Source organism: Acidobacteriota bacterium, from assembly GCA_016208495.1.
Classification (GTDB): Bacteria; Acidobacteriota; Blastocatellia; order Chloracidobacteriales; family Chloracidobacteriaceae; genus JACQXX01.
The window spans coordinates 1-19,490 of record JACQXX010000069.1 but is presented as its reverse complement, the minus strand read 5'-3'; the positions used below and the strand labels follow the sequence as shown (position 1 = coordinate 19,490).

Sequence of the window (19,490 nt, the reverse complement as noted above, 5' to 3'; positions counted from 1 at the left end):
AAAAAGAAGGGATACTCTCAAGGATGTATTTTAATCGTTGGTACGTGACGGTGACTCGGTGGTCCCAGCCGGCTGATTTGGATCCTGGTCTGGGTTTGACGTGACTTGAATGTTGTTGACTGACAGGGTGGTCGAAGTCACGCGCTGCAATTCGGAAATGCTCTTGTTGTAGTCAGTCAGCGCCCGGATTTCCTGCCCCTGGGCGTTTGAAAATCGCGTCTGGCGATCCAACACAAAGAAGTTGTTTGAAATACCAGCTTCGTACTTTTTCTGTTCGCCTTCAAGCTGTTCTTTGGCCGCAATGCGAGCGGCGCGGGCGGCTTCATAGCGTTGCCGGGCTGAGAGCACGGCCTGGACGGCGTTGCGAACTTCGGCTTGAATCGTCTGCACTGTTTGCCGTTCCTGAGCCTGCAGTTGGCGATTTTCAGCCAGGGTACGACCGATATTGGCTTTGGCGGTCCGGTTGCGAAATGAAAAGCTAAAATTCACACCCAGGTTGTAGCTTCGGAAATCAAATGAAAAGACATTTGACAACGCTGCTCCATACCCACCCACAAAGCGGTCTGGGATGACAGACTGTTGCTGTCGGGTAATTGGATTGATCAGAGTCGGCTGACCCAGTTGCTGGTTGAACGAGTAGATTGACGAACGTAATTGATCGGCGGCTGTCTGTGGTGCGAACGAGGATGAATCACTCGAAGTTTGACCGGCTAATCCAGAGAGTATATAGCTGGCAACAAAATCAACCTGTGGTTTTTCCTGATTACGGAAGAATTGAAGGTCAACATTTTTCAGCTCTTGTCGAAGCTTGATTTGTTCCACTTCCGGGCGATTTTGCAAGGCACTTTTAATCGCGTCATCCAGGGTAATGTCAATCGCGGTAAACTCCACTTTTTCGGTTGGTTCAATCACCGCGTTCCACTGGTCAGCCAGTGGGTCGCCCAAAATCAACGCTTTGAGCGCGTTTTCAGCAATTGTCACTTGCTGGAGGGCTGAAATGGCGGTGTCTTTGCGGCTTTCAAGATCGGCGCGAGCTGAGACAATTTCGATTGGGGCGAGCGTGCCGACTTCAACCTGACGGAGGTTATTGCGTAGCGTGACGTCGGCCAGTTCAACCGCTTCGCGGGAAATCTGGCTGTTACGGATGGCAAACACCAGATCCCAGTAGGCCGCCTGGACACGTGAAATCGTGGTGATCACGCGTTGGCGGAAAGCACTGTCACTGAGCGTCAATTGCTTTTTGTTGATCTTGATCAACCGCTCGTTCTGGCTGGAGCGGTAGTTGCGCATTAACGGCTGGGTAAATTGAAAGCGCAGTTCGGAAAAGTATTGCGGATTTAATCCCTGGGATTGAGCGTTGGTTTGCTGGCGCGAGTTGTTAAAACTGATTTGATAATTTCCACCCGTTGTAAGCGACTGGCGAAGCGCGGCGTTGAAATCTAGTTGCTTGCTGGCGACCGATCCCCCCTGGGCACCCACAAACGTTCGGGTTTCCGGTGTCACTGACGAATTGAAATTGAATTGCGAGCTGAGCAATGGATCATAGGCGCCGCGCGAGCCTTCCATATCATACTGGGCAATCTGAACGTTGCCGCGCTCAACTTCGATATCAATGTTGCTGTTGAGCGCCATCAAAATCGCATCGTGGAGGGCCAGTTTGAGCACTTTGCTTCGATCCACGCCGACGCGTTCCGTTGGCAAGGTATCAACCGCTTTTGGTTCTTGTTTGGCGGTACTGGTGGCTGAATCTTGAGTAGACGTTGAGGTGGCGGGCGGTTGCGTTCGAACAATGCCATCGGTTGGGGTGTTGACGGCAACCAGCGATTCCGGTGTCGGATTGGGATTCTGGGCCAGGGCAGGAAGTGAGCTGCCTCCAAGCAATAGGGCTGAGAGCGTCGCGGCACTCAAGCGACGAAACGTAAGGGTCAGACTAAGCATCAGTTTGCTCTCCTCGAAAGATGAATCCGTTTGATTTTAGATGATTTGAAAAGCAGGTGTTTTGGAATTGCCGCCAGATACGTCTTCAATTTTGGGATAGTTTCAATCTATTGAAGACTCATTACAACTTCTTCATAAATCAAAGTGGTTTCCAAGGCCAACAAATCTGCCTTGATCAGTTCCGGTGTCAGTTCCGGCAACGGTACCGAGGTGCGAATAAACTGTGCGCGGAGATCGGCCAGCGTGGGTGATTCAACCAGAAACAGATCGGTTTCGGTGCGGGTTTTGGCAGACCGGATTTTGTCATACGCTGCCCGGATTCGTTTAAATCCTTCGGGATCGTGCTCAGGTGAGTGCTCACGCACCAGCCCAAAATATGCTTGCTTGATTTCGATTTCGCTGGCATCACGGCTGATTCCCAGCACGGCATATGGATTTTCAACGCTTGGAAGTTTGTTCATAACGAAAATCTTCTATTTTAACCACGAAAAACACGAGAAGGATCAAGTTTTTACCACAACCACTCTTTCCGCGAGCACAGGACTGGCACTTAAAAACTAAATGGGAATTTCGGGCCGCCTGGAGGCAGGCTTTTCATCAGATCCAGCACCTTTTGAATTCCATTCTTTTGCATCCGGATTTCAGGGAGCCGGTCCAGCGGGTCATACTTGAGTGCTTTGCGTTCTGCTGCCTCAAGCTCGGCATAGGCTTTGGTCAGTTCCAGTTGCTCGGTCAGAAAAAATGCTTTGGCAAAGTGCGGTTCCGGGTCAATCGGGAAGGCTTTGGCGATTTTGTCGCAATACCCAAGGGCTTCCTGGTACATGCCTTCCTTTCCAAACAGGGAGACCACATCCAGTGCCGGTTCGATATCTTCTTGCTTGAGCAGGCGATCAAAGTACTTATGAGCTTCTTTCATCCGGTTGGCGTTAAGATAAATCTCGCCGATGTCATAAATAGTCTCAGCCGATGAGTCCAGTTTCAATGCTTGTTTGATGTGGTTCTCGCCCTGTTTTGGATCGCCATATTTCATCAAGGCGCTTGCAATAGAAAGGTGGATGCCGGCTTTATTGTGCTCCGTCGCCAGAAGTCGGGCGATGGTTTCATCAGCCTTTACCTGATCCTTCTGAGTCAGGTAGAGCAACAGCAACGATAGTAACGAAGGAGTAAAGCTGGGATTGATGGTGAGTGCTTTTTCATAAAACTCAATGGCTGATTTCGTATCGCCACGCTCTTCAGCATTGATTCCAGCTCGATTGAGGCCAAGCCCATAGACTGCCTGGGCGCGTGGATTGTCTGGGTCCAGTTGATAGGCTTGCTCAAAGCAGGCAAATGCTTTGTCGAAATTCTTTTTCTCAGGGCCCAAAATAAAGCCTTTCAATATCAGGATATCCACCGAGGCCCCGTGAGCGCGTTCAATGACCTCGATATGTTTGAGCGCCTGCTGGGTCTTGCCAAGCCCCATATAGATTTCGGCCCCGATTTTGCGCAATTCAAGGTTGGTCGGGTCGAGTTTGAGACCGTTATCGAGCTCCTGAAATACTTCGTGATTGGGACGATCTGTGGACAACATCAAATCCAAGACATGTTCCGTCAGTTGGACCAGCGATTGTTTAAACGCGGTATCAGTTCCCCTTGATTTGAGTTGCTGGCGTTGTCGCTGAAGGTATTGCTTCCAGTATGAAATTGATTCGTCAATCTTTTCTGATTGTTCCAGCGCAATGGCCAGATGTTTAAGGGTTTGTTCGTCTTTAGAGCCTCCATAGGATCTTTTCCAGAATTCAATTGCTTCCGGCAGGTTTTGTTGCTTCCAGGCTTCGCCGGCTTTGATTTGAAAGGCAAACGCCAGATTCTTTTTGATGGCTTCGTTGGTGGGCTCCAATTGGTGGAGCAATTCCCAAACTGCCATTGCAATATCAAGCTGATCGGTCTGGAGTGCCTGATCTGCCAGCGCAAAAAAGCAGGGTTTGAGGCGAGTGACCCAGGGTAACGTCAGCCCAGAGGCGGACGCAATGCGGTGGGCTTCGCTCAAATTCATCAATGCCGATTTGAGTTCTCCGGCGCGAATCTGCATCCAACCGGCATAAAATGACTGGCTCCCCAGTACGGCAGCTTCAGTTTTGCTCAGGTGATGGGTGATAACTGGAAGGTTTGCAAATTGAGTCAACGCCTCAGGTTCATTCCCTTGCAGTAGAGCTGTCCACCCAGAAAACACGGGTGTTTCAAGGGTTGAAAACGCTGTGTCAGTGGTGGGTTTCGATTTTTTGGTCTGGACTGGTTTGACTGGCTGGGTTGTTGTGGGTTCGAGACCGCCAGTCAGGGCACTCCGCAAAAATTCAATCCGCTGGTGGGTGGGTGTGGTTTGTTCTGGTGTCAGGCGTCTAAGGAAATCACGAACTTCACGGGTTTGACCAGCCACCAGCCACGCGGTCAGTTGGGCTCGCTCCATCAACCGATTTCCTGGCGCAAGCTGGTGTACTCTCTGAAAGCGGTCGAGGGCCAGTTTGGGATTTCCCTGGACAAGTGCCGTGGCCCCAGCCGTGAAGAGATATCCTGCATCAGCCGGCGACCGTTTAATGGCCTCTTCCAGAAAGGCATTTTTTTGCACCGGATCCGTTGCCTGTAATGCACTGGCAAAATTGGCTTTGGCCAGCAGCGAGTGAATCTGTGGTTTGGCGGCAATCAACGCCGGATCGGCACTGCCTGGTTTGGCTTCAGCCTGTCGAAGATGAGTTTCCAACCGCCGCAACCCTTTGAGTGCTTCTTCGGGTTGCTTGTCGACCAGATTGACCTGTATCCGATTCAACACTTCCGAAAGATCAATTTTTGGCGCTGGTTTATTTTTCTGGTGGTGTTTCTTTCCCATAAATCACAAATTGAAGAATGAAGAACTGGGGCTGAGGGCTTGGGGCAATCGAAGGGATGGGGGATGAAGGATGGGGGATGAAATAAAACCAATTCTTCAGCCCTCAGTCCTCAGCCCTCAGCCCTATTCATACTCGTACAGCATATCTTCAAGCTTTTCGAGTGCTTTGCGAGCTTGTGGTTCTTTGCCTTCAGCGTGGGCTTTTTCCAATCTGTGGCGGACAGTGCGGATTTTTTCAGCCGCTTTCTTTTTCCCGTCAGCCTCAAGCTGGGTTTCCATCCGGGTGGCATCCCCAATGGCATCCTTGATGGTGCGTTCAAGCTCAGGTTCAAAGTGCGCGGTTTGTTCAGGCTCGGATGCTGCCCGTTGGGTGGCAAGCGTGTTGAGGACCAGCGATTCCTTGCGTTTCCCATGCCGATCAAAGGCTGAGACTTCGAGGATGCCGTCCAGGTTATAACTAAACTGGACGATGATTTCGCGGGGACGTTCGGGGTCTTCCGACGGTGGAATATCGGTAAATTGAAAGCTTCCAAGCGAAGTATTTTCCGCGCAAATCATTTTTTCGCCTTGAAAAACTTTGACTTCAACCGTGTCCTGGGTGGGAGTAATGGTAAAAAACCGCTCGGATTTGGTGGTGGGAATCGTGGTATTGCGGTGAATCAACGGCGCAAACCGACCTGGCACCATGTTGGTCATAAAGAGTTCGGCGACTTCGATCCCCAGGCTGTGTGGTGCGACGTCAATCAACATGGCTGCGATTGAGTCGCCTTTGATGATGCCGGCTTGAACAGCGGCCCCGAGCGCCACGGCTTCGTCCGGATTGACTTCCATTGAGGGTTCCAGGCCCAGATGTTCTTCCAACAGTTCACGCACCATCGGAATTCGCGATGAACCGCCCACCAGCAACACTCGCTTGAGCTGCTCAGCTTTGAGTTCGGCATCGGTCAGCGCTTTGTCAATCAGATCGCAGGTCGAATCAAGTTGTTCCGCAATGAGTTCTTCAAATTCATCGCGATTGACTTCAACGTTGAGGTGGGCAATGTTGCCGTCATACCGGGCCAGAAACTCTTCGACTGCCTGGGCATAGGGGGCATCGGACAGGACCACTTTGGCCCGCTCGGCAGCCCGACTCAGGCGCGCCATGGCCCGCCGATCCGCTTTGAAGTCATAGCGGTGAGAAGTGGAGAGGTGCAGCAGCAGGTGTTCGAGCAGTTTTTCGTCAAAGTCATCACCGCCGAGATTGACGTTTCCATTGCTGGCGCGGACTTCGAGGATTTCGCCCTGTTGTTCAATCACTGACACGTCAAACGTACCGCCGCCCAAATCATAGACCAGCAGGTACTGGTCTTCCTGACGGTCAATGCCGTAGGCCAGCGCCGCTGCCGTCGGTTCGTTAATAATGCGAATGACATTGAGGCCGGCCAGTTCGCCAGCGCGTTTGGTGGCCTGGCGTTGGAGGTCGTTAAAGTAGGCCGGAACCGTAATCACCGCTTCCGTGACCGGCTCACCCAGCAGTTCCTCAGCCATTTTCTTGAGATAGGTCAAAATAAAAGCTGAAATTTCTTCCGGCAGATAGGATTTGTCCCCGAGTTGAACTTTCTCGGTCGAGCCCATTTTGCGTTTAATCGAGCGAATGGTTCGTTCTGGTGCCAGGACATACTGGTTGAGCGCTGCCTGTCCGACAATGAATTCGCCTTCATCTGACAGGCCGACAACGGAGGGAATCAGGCGCTCACCATTGCGCTCCAGAATGCGGGGAATGCCGTTTTCAAGAATGGCCACCAGTGAATTGGTGGTGCCAAGATCAATGCCAACTGTTTTACTCATAACGAGTTACGATCACCTCTGCGAAGCGAAGAATTTTCCCGTCCAGGGTATAGCCCTTCACTTCTTCATCAACGATGGTTCCTGCTGGAACATCGGTTCGGATTTCAACCGACACGGCTTTGTGTCGGTCCGGCATAAAGCGGTATCCAACTGAATCAATCGGTTCTACTCCAACAGCGGCTAAAACAGCCAGAAACCGACGAATGACCATGTGTTGACCCTCAAGCCATTGATTGAATGAATTGGCGGTGTCGGTCACATCCCAGCGGAAGGTGCGGGCGAGGGAAAACCAGGCCAATACCTCGGGTGGGAAGGAATGAGAAAGTGTCTCAAAATTCACGGCCACTTCCTCAGCCATCGTTGTGTTTTCATCAAGCGCGATTTCGAGTTGCGTGACGATGTCTTTGGCCGAAGCCAGGCTGAGTTCGAGTCCGTCAAGCACACCAAGCAACTCTTTGCACAGCGAGGCTTTGGTTTCAAGGACAGCTTGTTCAATCGCACTGGAATCAACTGAGGCGGCAGCTTTGGTTGCGTCGCGGTTGAGTCGGCGCAGTTCCTTGAGGGCGTCTTCAAAGAGTTCCTGGTTGCGGTCAACCGCCCGGTTGACTTTAAACACTTCGCGGCCAACCCGGCGCAATTCGTCAGCCAGATTGACAATCAGGTCTTCGAGGGTTTCCTCTTCCTCTTCGTCCTCAAATTCGTCGTCGGAATGGTCAAGATCTTCGTCAAGGTCCGAAGCAGACATAAGCAGATTCTTTCAGGTGGGTATAGCCCGGAATGGGCAAGTCAATTAAAACGCGCCACCTTATCATTTTCTTTTTGGGTTGTACAGGCAAGTAGGGAGGGTGTAGTGACGGACGGTTCACTTTTGCAGCGGTGTTTCCCAGTGCGGGGAAAGTTTTTGGATCCAAAGGCTTCCAATGATCTGCACCGCGATGAGGACGCCATGGGTCAGCACAAACAACCAGGCTGGAAGCAACAATGATGGAGGAACACAGAGGACGGCTGCCGAAATTACTTCAGCAAAACTGATATGTCGTTTGGCAAGTCGGTGGTGTAACAGGTGGAGTGCCTGAATCACCAGCAACGCAAAATAGGTAAGTTGCGGATTGATCATCAGTAGCAAGCTCCTGGAGCAGAAATGGAATGAATCAAGATTTCATCATAGCTGCTCAAGCTATCCAGGCCAATTTTGTGAATTCACCTGGCATCAGGTGTTGGTGCTGGTGATTCTTATTCGGAAGGTTGCGTTTCTCGAAGATACCTGGCGACCCCACCGAATTTCAAAAACAAGGCTGGAATGACCACCATATTGAGAAACGTGGAGGTCACAATACCACCTAAAATGACAACGGCCATCGGTTGCTGGATTTCCTTGCCCGGCTCACCTTTGCCGAGCGCAAGCGGGATCAGGCCGATACCGGTCACCAGGGCAGTCATCAAGATTGGACTCAACCGTTCCAGTGACCCCTGAACAATCGCCTCCCGGAAATCGAGGGATTCTTCCTGGATCAAATGCAGATAGTGGGTGATGAGCATAATCCCGTTGCGGGTGGCGATTCCAAACAACGTGATGAATCCAACCATGGATGCGACTGAAAGCGTTCCACCGGACACAAAGACCATGACAATACCTCCGATAAGCGCTAGCGGAAGGTTGACCATCACGAGCAATGCTGACCGGCTCGATTTCAAGGCCAGATAGAGCAAGAAAAAAATGCCGCCGATGGAAACCAGCGACAGAATCAGGATTTGCCGCGAGGCGCGTTCTTGTGACTCAAACTGTCCGCCATATTGCACATAGTAGCCTTGCGGCATGGGAACTGTTCGAGAAATAGCGGTTTTAACATCCTCAATGACGCTTCCCAAATCACGCCCGGCAACATTGGCCTGAACAATGATGCGGCGCTGGACATTTTCCCGGTTGATGGTATTTGGCCCTTGATCAGTTCGAATTTCAGCCACCTGACTGATTGGAACCCTGGCCCCAATCGGGGTGTCAATCAATGTCTTGCCGATGCTTTCGACCGACTGGCGGGCGGAATCTTCAAGTCGAACCAGCACGTCATAGGTTCGCTGCTCTTCGAGCACCTGGGCTGCAATGTGGCCGTTGAAGGCGGTATCCACGGTTTCGGCTAAATCTGCAGCCTGCAATCCAACCGCCGCCGCTGCCTGGCGATTGAGATTGATTTGAACTTGCGGCACACCAACTTGCGGCTCAACGATCAGGTCAACGATTCCGGGCACGGTTTCCATTGCCGCTCGAACTTCTTCGGCTTTGGAGCGAAGGGTTGCCAGATCCGGGCCAAAAATCTTAATTGCAATTTGTGCCCGTGTACCCGAAAGCAAATGGTCAATGCGGTGTGAAATCGGCTGGCCGACCTCGACTGATGCGCCGGGAATCCGGCTCAGGTTTTGGCGGACTTCTTCCATGACTTCGGCGTGCGGGCGATTTTTTTCCTCGGTGACCACTTCGATTTCACTGGTGTTGACTCCAGCGGCGTGTTCATCCAGTTCCGCTCGCCCGGTCCGACGGGTCGTGCTGACAACCTCCGGTATTTGATGCAGCATGTTTTCAACGATGGTGCCGATCCGGGTTGATTCGTTGAGCGAGGTTCCAGGCGGCAGATTGACGTTGATATTGAGCGTGCCTTCATTGAACGGAGGCAAAAACTCCTTTCCCATCAGCGGGATGATGGCCAAAGCCGCCAGGAGCATCACGCCGGAGGCCCCGATAATCTGGTAGGGATGATGCAGTGTCCAGTCAAGCAACCGGGTGTAATGGCGTTTGAGCCATACCACGAACCGTGAGTCAGTTTCGTGATGGAGCAACTCCGAACGGGTCAGCAGGTAATAACACAGCACCGGAGTCACGGTCAGTGCGACCACGAGCGATGCCAGAATTGAGATAATGTAGGCAAATGCAAGCGGCGCAAACATCCGCCCTTCAAACCCGCTCAGACTAAACAGCGGAATAAACACCAGCACAATGATCAGCGTGGCAAACACAATCGAGTTTCGGATTTCGCTTGAAGCTTTGAAGATAACTCGAATCACTGGTTCCGCCTGGGCAGATTGGGTATTTTGTTTCAACCGACGAAAGACGTTTTCCACGTCCACAATGGCATCATCCACCAGTTCCCCGATGGCAATGGCCAGTCCACCGAGCGTCATGGTGTTGATGCTCATCCCAAAATAGTTCATGGCCAGGACCGCTGCGATGAGTGAAAGTGGAATGGCAGTCAGACTGATGAACGTCGTTCGGAAATTCCACAAAAACAGAAACAAAATGACGGTGACAAGGATGCCCCCTTCGAGCAATGCTCGCTGCACGTTGCCAATCGCCCGCTTGATGAAATCAGCTTGCTGGAAGGCTTTGGTATCAATCGTGACATCTGGTGGAAGGGTTGGTTTCAGGCTGGCCAGCGTCGCTTCAATCTGGCTGGAGACTTCAAGGGTGTTGGCATTCGGCTGTTTCTGAATGGTGGCCACCACGGCTGGTTGGGCGTTAAAGCTTCCATCTCCGCGTTTGAGTGCCGGGCCGATTTGAACCGTTGCCACATTTTTGACCAGCACTGGTACGGTCTCGCGGACGGTAATGACTGAATGAGCCAGGTCCTCAATGGAATGAATTCTGGCACGGCCCCGGATCAGAAATTCTTCATTCGGACGCTCTAAAAATCCGCCGGGCGCGTTGGCCGTGGCGGCAATCACCGCGTCTGTGACTTCTTTGAGGCTAATTTGATAGTCAGCCAGTTTGGCCGGGTTCACCAAAACCTGGAATTGTTTGGTTTCGCCACCAATGATCATTACCTGAGAGACTCCGGTGACTCCGAGTAGTCGCGGGCGAACAGTCCAGTCTGCCAGAGAGCGAAGCTCCATCGGCGTGGTTGTGGTGCTGGTCATTGAAATGAGCATGATTTCGCCCATGGTCGAGGAAATCGGCCCCAATGTCGGCGGAGACACACCTTCTGGAAGTCGAACCTGCTGGAGCTTTTCCGTTACCAGTTGCCGGGCACGATAAATGTCGGTGCCAAACTGGAATTCCACAAACACCAGCGAAATGCCGATGGCTGAGTTGGACCGCACCCGAAACACCCCCGCCGTGCCGTTCATGGCGGATTCAATCGGCAGTGAAACCAGCGATTCGACTTCTTCGGGGGCCAGACCGTGGCTTTCAGTCAGAATGGTGACGGTTGGTGCGGTTAAATCGGGGAACACGTCAACCTGTGTCTGAAATGCAACTACGCCGCCATACACCAGCAGCACACCGGCTGCGATGATGACCAGCAGCCGGTTGTTGAGGGACCAGTCAATGATTTTATTCAGCATAGGGTTTGGGGCTCGGAGTGCCGGGTCAGGTTTCGTGGGTATGGGCGCCGGCGTTTGCGGGTCTGAGTTCCTGAAGTTTGAGTTGATAGGCGCCCTGAGTAACGACTCGCTCCCCTGGCTTGAGCCCAGCAAGAATGGCAATGGTTGGGCCGTATTCATCGCCAACCTTGACTTCGCGTCGTTCAAACTCTTCGCCTGAAAGCAGCACGTACACGATTTTCTTTCCTTCGTGATCGAGCACGGCTTCACGCGGAATCAGCGTGGCTTCGACCTGGTCACCGGCATCAAGCCGAACATTGGCCTGCATCCCGATGCGGAGTTCACGGCGGGGATTCGGAACTGAAAAAATCACCGTTGCCGCCCGGAGGTGCTCGTCAATCACGGATCCAATATTGACGAGACTCCCGGTGTATTCCACGTCGGGGACGGCCACGGTTGTAAAAAACGCCGTTTTACCGATTGCCAGCCGGTGCAGGTCCTTTTCAAAGAGCGGAGCTTCCACCCAAACCTCATCCAGACTGACAATTTCAAACATGGCTTCTCCGGAAGCGGCGCGTTCGCCGAGCGATTTATGAACGGCTGTAATCGTGCCGGTCAGTGGTGACCGGATTTCAACCCGCGTGGTTTCTTCCGCAGGGGCAATGGTTGAGGAGTTGTTTAAAGCCTGCAACTGGTTTTGGGCGGCGATGAAATCTGCTTCCGCAGCTTTCAATTCGGTCTCCGCTGTTTGTGCTTCACTCAGTGAGACGATTCCATCCCGGTGGAGCTTTTGCGCCCGGTCATACTCATTTTTGGCCAGTGTCAACCGGGCCTGGGTTTTATTGACATCCTGGGCCAACTGGCGGCGTTCAGCTTCCAGCCGGGCGTTTTCAATTCGGACCTGGGCGTTGGCGGCGGAAATTTGTCCGGCGTCTCCGGCTGTCGGTGTTTGCTGCAAGATCGCCAGCAATTGCCCTTTGGAAACCGCTTGACCAATCCGGGGAAGGGGGTGCGAATCGGTAATGATGCCTTCAACCGGAGGCGACACCACGGCCTGGCGTTCCGGCGTTGCCACGACCCGCCCGGTGGAAGTGATCTGACGGGCGACAGTTTTTGCCTCAACCAGTGCCAGTTTCATCCGGATGAGCCATTGCTGTTCCATCAGGAACTTGACCGTACCGGTACTTTGAGCGGCCACGGGTGGTTCTTCCACAACGGAGCCTGGTCGCCGCCACAGGGCAGCCGTCAGGATGCTTGCAACCAGCATCAGGACGGTCAGCCAGAGAACCCAGGACATTTTTTGGCCAGTCTGTGGCGTTGGATTTTCAGGAGTGACCTTCGGGGCTGGTGAAAGATCGGGGATTCCCATGACGATGTTCTCCGGTATGGCAATGATTCGATTGGCGGTTATACCATTTTGGAATGGACCCACCGTATTACGGCAAGGTTAAGTTATTGAGAAAATTGTATTTCCCTGACCCCGATACCCTGACCTAAATTGGTATTACTCAACCTGAAAATCAGTCACGGTCAGCCGTTCATCGAGCTTGTTGTTTTTGACGTGAAATTCAATGTCGTACTGTCCTGAATTGGAAATTGCGACATCGGCCACATAGATTCCCGTGACTTTCCCGATGCGGGCTCTGGTTTGAGCGATTTCAGATGGTTGCCCTTTTCTTCGGATCGAAAGCACGACCTCGGCTTTTTCAACTGGCGAACCGTCGGTTAAATCGGTGAGATGAATCAAAAACTGGCTTTTGCGATTGGCTTTCAGTGGTTCGTACTCAAAAAAATTCTCAATCCGGCTGGTAAACTCAGTGCGAGCCAGTGCTTCTTCCTCGGCTTCGGAATGGACTTGGGGTGGGGCTTGAGGTGAACACCCGGTCATTCCGATTCCGAATGCCAGGCCCGCAAGACAAATGGTGGCAACTGTTTTCATTGAAAAGAACGGGCTGGCCAGTGCCCAAATTGGTGGTTTTCTGTTCATTCCTCATTCTCCCGAAAACTACCGACGATAGTTTTTGAAAATCTGAACCCGCGAAAAAATTGATCCAACCGACAAAGGTCAAAATTGGTGGAGGAATTGTTCCACGAGTCGGTGGATGGCCAGCGGCGAAATGGCAAACACCCCCACTAACACGGCCCCAAACATGGCGGTCAGCCACAGAGCGGAACCAGTCCAGGAGTGGGATAGCCGTGCTACCGAGACGCGTTCTTGAGAGTCCAGCAACCCGACCAGATGATGAATGCGGTGTTCCAAATGGTGAGCGGTGTCACCAAAGAACGCTGATTGCCCGGCCTGGGGACCCATCGGGAGAGTGCCCGCCAGTCGCTTGATTTTCACCAGCGCCTCGGCCACTTCCAATGGGTGAGTGCGTTCGGCGGCGACCTCATCACAAATCATTTCAACCGAATGGCTCCACCAGCGATACACGACATTCGTCAGGGGAAAGGCACACGAACTGTACCGGCACATCGTCAGCAACCACTTCAACAAATTGTCACGACGGTGGTGGTGGGCGGCTTCGTGGTGAAGCAAAGCCGCCAGCTCCTCTCTGGTCAGGCTATTGAGCAGCCCGGTTGACACAATCAATTTTGATTTGAAATAGCCCCATACAAACGAAAACGGACGCCGGCTGCAGACCAATCCAACTTCCAACCCATGCTGGTGGCACAGGTGGTTCACTTGTTCCATTTGCTCAGTTGAGATGGGCTCGCCGCCGATTTCAAGACATCGCACCAGGCTTCCGATACGGACATACGCCTGGACTGCCACCAGGCCAGCGATGACAGTTGCTCCAACCAGAAACAGGAAGGTGGAATATTCCAGGGCTGGGTCAAAACTCGAAGTCAGGGCATTTAACAAATGCAGGGTATGGGGTTCCGTGTGGTGGGTGGCCCATTGTGACCGGTTCATCCAGCCCACCGGCAGCAAGGACGCCAGCACCAGCCAGCCTGAAAAAACAGCGGGGAAGACCATGGCTGATGCGTACAACCGCGATTGTCTCAACGGATGCCAGGTGGTCAACTGTCCACTTGCCCGGATGATGCCAATCAGAAAAAACACAAGCCCGGACAGACCTGTGTTGATCAGGACAAAATTCTCAATACCGGCCAGCAGGAGCGCCCACGGCGAAATATTCATGACTGCCGGTCCTTTCGTTTTTCCTGAATCAAGGCTTCCAGCTTGTTCAACTGGGCTTCGTCTTCACCGATCATATCCACAAACGTGGACAGTGCCGGTTCACCAATTCCTTTCAAGATAGCACTCAGGACCTCTTCGGCCATTCCGCGTTCAAATTCCTGGCGGGTATAGGTCGGGGCATAGACGAACGCTTTCCCCTCCTTTTCGCGTGTCAGATAGCCTTTGCGATGGAGTCGGTCAAGCGTTGTCAATACCGTGGTATGGGCGATGGTCCGGCTGTGGGCAAGACGGGTTTCTACTTCAGAAACGGTTTGCTGGGGCTGCTGCCAGAGGAGTTCCATGATGACGGTCTCCAATTCGCCCAGCACGTGGCTGGCGCCCTGACGGTCAGTTTTAAATCCTCTAAGTGAAAACTTCGGCATGGTCGGTGAGGTCTTACGAGGTGAAAAAATAATGAGAGGTAGGCACTATAGGTACTCAAACAACTACTGTCAATAGTTGATAGATTAGAGTATGTTTCGGTGACTTCTTCAGCAAATTCGGACACCGGGACATCCATAGATTTTCGGCCAGGATATGTTAAGTACCTTACTGAAAATTTCCAGACATTTTGAACCACGAAACACACGAAATACACGAAAAGAATCAAACACTTACCAAGTCCAATATCTCAGGAAATTTATGACAAGGTACTTATTCAAACTAGCATTCTCATTTGGGGAGGACCTCCGGCATGGAACGCAAATACCATTAGGAAACTGAGTAGAGCGTGTCGCAGGACGGATTTTTGGGTATTTCCCAACATAGTTGGGAAATACCCAATATAGGTGAAACTTCCCAGACCTGGAGACCCAAAACTGGTGAAAATAGGTTAAAAAAACAGTCATCCCATTTTGGAATGGAACTCTCGCATTAGGAAATTATTAAATATTTGAAATCAATGGATTTAAACCATTCTTTATTCTAAATTGGTATTATTTCAAGGCCATTGAGAGGGTCTTGCCAACTTCCCAGGTGTGGCATTGCAATTGCCGTCACTTTTCAGAAGGCGGAAGGGCGGACAGGTTCAATTCGTCAATTCGTCTTCACATCTGAAAGGCAGGAAAAACGGTGAACGGGAGGGAGGTTTAGCTGTATGAAACGTAGCTTCAACCCATTTGATGAAATCAAGGGCAACAGAATTCTCAATCGAAGAGATTTTCTGCAACTGGCAACGCTGGGCGTGACGGTCTTGGGGACAGAGGGTTTTCCATTCTCATCAATAAAAGCCGATTCACCAGCGACCGCATTTCAAACCAGCAGCACCTTTGACCCGGACGTTGAAATTGACTTACAGGCAACTCCAGCCGACGTTTCCCTTTTCCCGGGTCAGCCGACTCGGGTTTGGACCTATCAGGCAGCTTTGCTCAAGGGTGATTCTGGGTCTATTGAAACCATCGCCGGTAGTTACCTGGGGCCGGTTATCCGGGTTCATCAAGGGCAAAACATCCGCATCAACTTTCGGAATGACTTGCCGGAGGCTTCGGTGATTCACTGGCACGGTCTGCGTCTATCATCCGAGATGGACGCCCATCCGCGTTATCTCATCAATCCGGGTCAAATCTATGTCTACGAGTTCCAGGTTCGGAATCGGGCGGGTACTTACTGGTTTCACCCACATCCGGATGGACGCACTGGGCCGCAAGTCTACCATGGATTAGCCGGTCTCTTTCTGGTTTCAGACGATGAAGAATCAGCCACCCGGCTTCCTTCCGGTGAGCACGACCTTCCGCTGGTGATTCAGGATCGTCTTTTTGACGGCAACCATCAGCTTTCCTACCAGACGGGCGGAATGATGAATGGGATGGATGGTTTTCTGGGCAATCAAATTCTGGTCAACGGAAAACCTGATTACGTCCTCCCGGTGGCCACGCGGGCGTATCGGTTGCGTTTGGTAAACGGATCAAATTCGCGCGTCTACAAACTCGCCTGGAGTCATGGCGCACCAATGGCTGTGATCGGGACGGATGGCGGGCTGTTGGAAGCACCACTTTGGCGCGAGTATGTCATGCTGGCTCCAGGTGAACGGATCGAGATCGTGGTTGATTTCCAAAAGTTCCCGGTTGGATCAACCATGCGGCTGTTGAGCCTGGGCTTTTCAGGTGCGGAGAGTGGGATGATGGGCGGTGGGGCATCCCTGACGAACGGCGCTCCCTTCACGGTGATGAATGTGGTGGTAGTCAGGAAAGAAAAGGTTGGAAAATTTGCAGTGCCCTCCACTTTGTCCACGATTTCCCGTCATCGATTGGAAGATGCGGTCAACCGGGACAAGCCACGAACCTTCAGCACGTCCTTTAACCGGATGGCGTGGGTCCTCAATGGGCGGCGGTTTGCAATGAATGAGGTAGCCGAGAACGAAATTGTTCAACTCGGCACACTGGAGGCATGGAACCTCGTCAATGATGCCGGTTCCGCCCGAATGATGGGCATGCGGATGATGCATCCGATCCACATTCATGGCGTGCAATTCCAGGTGATCGAACGGCAAATCACGCCGGGATTCGCTTCCGGTTGGAACACGGTGCGGGCCGGATACGTGGATGAAGGGTGGAAAGACACGGTTTTGCTCATGCCTGGTGAGCGGGTAAAATTGCTGCTCAAATTTGAGGATTACAGCGGTCTGTTTGTCTACCACTGCCACAATCTGGAGCACGAAGATGCCGGAATGATGCGCAATTTCCTGATTCGTGCCTGAAACCAAGAGTGGACTGAAGGCAAGAAAAAAACTCACCCTTGGGACGCTTCAAAATGGATGGATTGGTTGGGATTTGACTGGTGACCATCGGTTGTGTGGGCGAAAACGCCGGAACCAATATTGTAACCGAGGAGTGGCTTTTATTACCGCCAGCCACATTTCCTTTCATACATCTTTACTGAACCCGGCCAATGTGTTTCATCCCATTTTGCAATGAAGCACTCGCATTACCAAACAGCTAAACCATTGAAACAATTGTATTTCCCTGCAATCCTGAACCCTAATTGGTATTATCTTGGCGCATATGACCTGCTGGGTTGCGTCTGCCGCTCAACCGCTAATTCCGACGGTGTGATACCGAACATTCGGCGAAACGTCCGGCTGAAATGGGCTGAATCGGCAAATGCGGCTGAGTGGGCGGCAGTGGTGAGGGAACCGGTCTGGTTCAACGCGTCAAGCGCCCGTCGCAGTCTGAGCCAAAGCCGGTAACAACGAAGCGGGAGGCCCGTCTGCGCTCGAAACAAATGTCCGAGGCGGCTCGGCGACAAATGAACCTTTTGGGCAAGTTCCCGCAGTGTCGGAATCGCTTCAGCAGATGAATTCAAAAGCCTGGTCGCCTGGGCAATTCGCGGATCCATCGAACCCGGCACGCTGGCTTCGCCGCCAAGTGACGTGACCATCGCGTTGAAAAGCGGAATCAGGTCGGCTTGGGGCCCAGCTTCGGTATATATCTTCTCCAGCAACGGTGACAGAGTTTGAACTGGTACTGGTTGGATGGCCGCATCGGTGAACCGGGTCCGGATCCGGCTGGCAGCTTCGGATTCGGGGTCGAGGTACACCAAAACTATTCGATGGCCGCTGCCGTCAAGTTGATGTGGCGCATCTGGGGCGACCAACGCCGCTGAGAACGCTTCCCATTTTCGTGATGGGCTGGACCGGAGATTGAAGGATCCTTCAAGCGCAAAACACAATTGGATGGCGTGATGGGCGTGAACCTTCGTATCGGATGATGTGCCGACATATCCGCCCCCGCCGGACCAGAGCGTAAAATTGCCTTTCCACTTGCCTCGTTCCTGCATAGCTGAATCGTTCAAGTATTCCAAAAAAGTGGGTGATAGATTTCAAACTGGTCGCCATCACTCATTCAAGATTGAAAGGTATCATGACGCTTCTCAAATCCGTTTTGTCATTTTTCATTTACCCCACGTTGGTGCTCGGCGGCGGGGCAATCATTATCCTGGGGTTGGGGGCGGGACTCCAGTCAATTCAGGTCGTCTTGCCGGTTATGGTCGTTTCCGCCCTCTGTGTCGGGTGTCTCGAACGGCTGTTGCCCTATGAACCCGATTGGAATCACAGCCACCACGATACGCTGACCGACGTTCTTCACTACCTGGTGAACTTCGGCATCAAACAAGTCAGCCTGATGCTGTACGCAGTGTTGGTTGACCGCCTTCTATTCGCCGACTGGTGGCCGGTTGAATGGCCGCTTGCGCTTCAAGTCGGTGTCTGTTTGGCAATCATTGACCTGTTTTTGTATCTGGTCCACCGATGGAGCCACTCCAACGAAATTTTGTGGAGGTTTCACGCTGTTCATCACAGTTCAAAGCGATTGTATTGGGTCAATGGTGAAAAGCGCCATCCTCTTCACCAGGTTCTGGAAGGGGTGCCAGGGGTGACGCTCGTCCTGGTGCTTGGCGCGCCGTATCCGGTCGTGGTCGGCGCCTTGGCGATTCTCGGAATCAATATGATGTTGCAGCATGGGAACATCGACTACCGCGCCGGGTGGTTGCGGTTCGTGTTTTGCGTAGCTGAACTCCATCGCTGGCATCATCAAAAGGAAGCGGACCGGAGCAATGTCAATTTCGGCGCTTTTTTCGCTGTTTGGGATTTGCTGTTCAAGACCTATCGCAGCCATTCTGGACATCTCACCACCAGGGATGTCGGAATTGAAGGCGAACCAGACTTTCCAACCGCCTATTCCGCCCAACTCCGCTGGCCGTTGAAAGGTTGGACCAGTCTGTCAGCCAGCCGGAAATGAGGCGTGGATTACAGCCGGGCGCTTATTTCACGAACCAGGATCATCAATTCGTTGATCTGTGTGACATTATCTGTCTGATTCATACGTGCCTCCAGCCTGCCAGTCACCGAAGGTTCAATACTGAATTATACCAGTTTATAGTCAGTAGTCAGTAGTCAGTAGATCACTAAGTTCATTTTATTGAATGACTTAACTATTTTCTAATACGACCGCCAGCAATTCTTTGTTTGGAAAACAAAAGCCAAAAAAGATAAACTGAAGGGATGACAAACACCAAACAACCGGGAATCAAAGAGCGAACATTTGAAGAAGTCTTCGGGAAAGTCAGCGCGAAGTTCGATGAAATCGAGGACTATCGAGCCAATAATCGGACCTATGAGTTGGGAGACATCCTGCGGAGTGGGTTTGCGATGTTTTCGCTGAAAAAAGCGTCGTTGCTGGAGTTTGGAGAACAAACGAAGCCGGAACAGGAGAACTTGAAAAGCATCTACCAGATCAAGGGGTTGGTGGGAGATGGACAGATGAGAGCGGTGCTCGACGAGGTGAAGCCAGAGCCGATCCGGGCAATGTTCCAAACACTGCATGAGGTGGCGAAGGAAAGCGGGCTGGTGAAGAAATATGAGTACTGGCCGGG

At 52.1% G+C, this 19,490-nt stretch carries 15 protein-coding genes; 3 read left to right on the top strand and 12 right to left on the bottom strand.

The window, feature by feature from the left end; all coding sequences use genetic code 11:
• Positions 1-30 precede the first annotated feature (30 nt).
• From HY774_12625 to HY774_12575, 11 genes are all read right to left on the bottom strand, one after another.
• Positions 31-1,938 carry a TolC family protein gene (locus HY774_12625; GenBank protein ID MBI4749328.1) on the bottom strand — a complete coding sequence of 636 codons (1,908 nt, stop codon included), beginning with the start codon at positions 1,936-1,938 and terminating at the stop codon, positions 31-33.
• A gap of 107 nt (positions 1,939-2,045) precedes the next feature.
• Positions 2,046-2,399 (bottom strand): DnaJ domain-containing protein, encoded by a 354-nt coding sequence (locus tag HY774_12620; GenBank protein MBI4749327.1) that lies wholly within the window; start codon positions 2,397-2,399, stop codon positions 2,046-2,048.
• Between the two features lie 89 nt (positions 2,400-2,488).
• Positions 2,489-4,801 (bottom strand): tetratricopeptide repeat protein, encoded by a 2,313-nt coding sequence (locus HY774_12615; GenBank protein ID MBI4749326.1) that lies wholly within the window; start codon positions 4,799-4,801, stop codon positions 2,489-2,491.
• A 123-nt stretch (positions 4,802-4,924) separates the two neighbouring features.
• Positions 4,925-6,628 carry an Hsp70 family protein gene (locus tag HY774_12610; GenBank protein MBI4749325.1) on the bottom strand — a complete coding sequence of 568 codons (1,704 nt, stop codon included), beginning with the start codon at positions 6,626-6,628 and terminating at the stop codon, positions 4,925-4,927.
• Positions 6,621-7,373, bottom strand: coding sequence for a nucleotide exchange factor GrpE (grpE, locus tag HY774_12605; protein MBI4749324.1), 753 nt, complete (start codon positions 7,371-7,373; stop codon positions 6,621-6,623). The genes HY774_12610 and grpE overlap by 8 nt, the downstream gene beginning before the upstream one ends.
• A 117-nt stretch (positions 7,374-7,490) precedes the next feature.
• Positions 7,491-7,745, bottom strand: a complete 255-nt coding sequence (locus tag HY774_12600; GenBank protein MBI4749323.1) for a hypothetical protein — start codon at positions 7,743-7,745, stop codon at positions 7,491-7,493.
• 116 nt (positions 7,746-7,861) lie between these two features.
• Positions 7,862-10,960, bottom strand: coding sequence for an efflux RND transporter permease subunit (locus tag HY774_12595; GenBank protein MBI4749322.1), 3,099 nt, complete (start codon positions 10,958-10,960; stop codon positions 7,862-7,864).
• A gap of 25 nt (positions 10,961-10,985) precedes the next feature.
• On the bottom strand, positions 10,986-12,308 hold the full coding sequence (locus tag HY774_12590; GenBank protein ID MBI4749321.1) for an efflux RND transporter periplasmic adaptor subunit: 1,323 nt from the start codon (positions 12,306-12,308) through the stop codon (positions 10,986-10,988).
• A 135-nt stretch (positions 12,309-12,443) separates the two neighbouring features.
• A complete protein-coding gene (locus tag HY774_12585; GenBank protein ID MBI4749320.1) occupies positions 12,444-12,926 on the bottom strand; it encodes a hypothetical protein in 483 nt (160 codons plus the stop codon).
• 78 nt (positions 12,927-13,004) lie between these two features.
• A complete protein-coding gene (locus HY774_12580; GenBank protein ID MBI4749319.1) occupies positions 13,005-14,084 on the bottom strand; it encodes a M48 family metalloprotease in 1,080 nt (359 codons plus the stop codon).
• Positions 14,081-14,506, bottom strand: a complete 426-nt coding sequence (locus tag HY774_12575) for a BlaI/MecI/CopY family transcriptional regulator (protein MBI4749318.1) — start codon at positions 14,504-14,506, stop codon at positions 14,081-14,083. The genes HY774_12580 and HY774_12575 overlap by 4 nt, the downstream gene beginning before the upstream one ends.
• Positions 14,507-15,219: 713 nt before the next feature.
• Here HY774_12575 and HY774_12570 point away from each other — a divergent pair.
• Positions 15,220-16,818, top strand: a complete 1,599-nt coding sequence (locus HY774_12570; protein ID MBI4749317.1) for a multicopper oxidase domain-containing protein — start codon at positions 15,220-15,222, stop codon at positions 16,816-16,818.
• A 290-nt stretch (positions 16,819-17,108) separates the two neighbouring features.
• Here the strand turns inward: HY774_12570 and HY774_12565 are convergent, their stop codons facing one another.
• Positions 17,109-17,897, bottom strand: a complete 789-nt coding sequence (locus HY774_12565; protein ID MBI4749316.1) for a helix-turn-helix transcriptional regulator — start codon at positions 17,895-17,897, stop codon at positions 17,109-17,111.
• An 83-nt stretch (positions 17,898-17,980) separates the two neighbouring features.
• Between HY774_12565 and HY774_12560 the strand changes: the two genes are divergently transcribed.
• Both HY774_12560 and HY774_12555 read left to right on the top strand, forming a co-directional pair.
• On the top strand, positions 17,981-18,856 hold the full coding sequence (locus HY774_12560) for a sterol desaturase family protein (GenBank protein MBI4749315.1): 876 nt from the start codon (positions 17,981-17,983) through the stop codon (positions 18,854-18,856).
• Between the two features lie 263 nt (positions 18,857-19,119).
• Positions 19,120-19,490 (top strand): hypothetical protein (locus HY774_12555; protein ID MBI4749314.1); only part of this gene is annotated, 371 nt, incomplete at its 3' end.

Coding starts and splice junctions, on each gene's coding strand:
- HY774_12625 (MBI4749328.1), bottom strand. CDS start 1,938: ATGCTTAGTCTGACCCTTACGTTTCGTCGCTTGAGTGCCGCGACGCTC.
- HY774_12620 (MBI4749327.1), bottom strand. CDS start 2,399: ATGAACAAACTTCCAAGCGTTGAAAATCCATATGCCGTGCTGGGAATC.
- HY774_12615 (MBI4749326.1), bottom strand. CDS start 4,801: ATGGGAAAGAAACACCACCAGAAAAATAAACCAGCGCCAAAAATTGAT.
- HY774_12610 (MBI4749325.1), bottom strand. CDS start 6,628: ATGAGTAAAACAGTTGGCATTGATCTTGGCACCACCAATTCACTGGTG.
- grpE (MBI4749324.1), bottom strand. CDS start 7,373: ATGTCTGCTTCGGACCTTGACGAAGATCTTGACCATTCCGACGACGAA.
- HY774_12600 (MBI4749323.1), bottom strand. CDS start 7,745: ATGATCAATCCGCAACTTACCTATTTTGCGTTGCTGGTGATTCAGGCA.
- HY774_12595 (MBI4749322.1), bottom strand. CDS start 10,960: ATGCTGAATAAAATCATTGACTGGTCCCTCAACAACCGGCTGCTGGTC.
- HY774_12590 (MBI4749321.1), bottom strand. CDS start 12,308: ATGGGAATCCCCGATCTTTCACCAGCCCCGAAGGTCACTCCTGAAAAT.
- HY774_12585 (MBI4749320.1), bottom strand. CDS start 12,926: ATGAACAGAAAACCACCAATTTGGGCACTGGCCAGCCCGTTCTTTTCA.
- HY774_12580 (MBI4749319.1), bottom strand. CDS start 14,084: ATGAATATTTCGCCGTGGGCGCTCCTGCTGGCCGGTATTGAGAATTTT.
- HY774_12575 (MBI4749318.1), bottom strand. CDS start 14,506: ATGCCGAAGTTTTCACTTAGAGGATTTAAAACTGACCGTCAGGGCGCC.
- HY774_12570 (MBI4749317.1), top strand. CDS start 15,220: ATGAAACGTAGCTTCAACCCATTTGATGAAATCAAGGGCAACAGAATT.
- HY774_12565 (MBI4749316.1), bottom strand. CDS start 17,897: ATGCAGGAACGAGGCAAGTGGAAAGGCAATTTTACGCTCTGGTCCGGC.
- HY774_12560 (MBI4749315.1), top strand. CDS start 17,981: ATGACGCTTCTCAAATCCGTTTTGTCATTTTTCATTTACCCCACGTTG.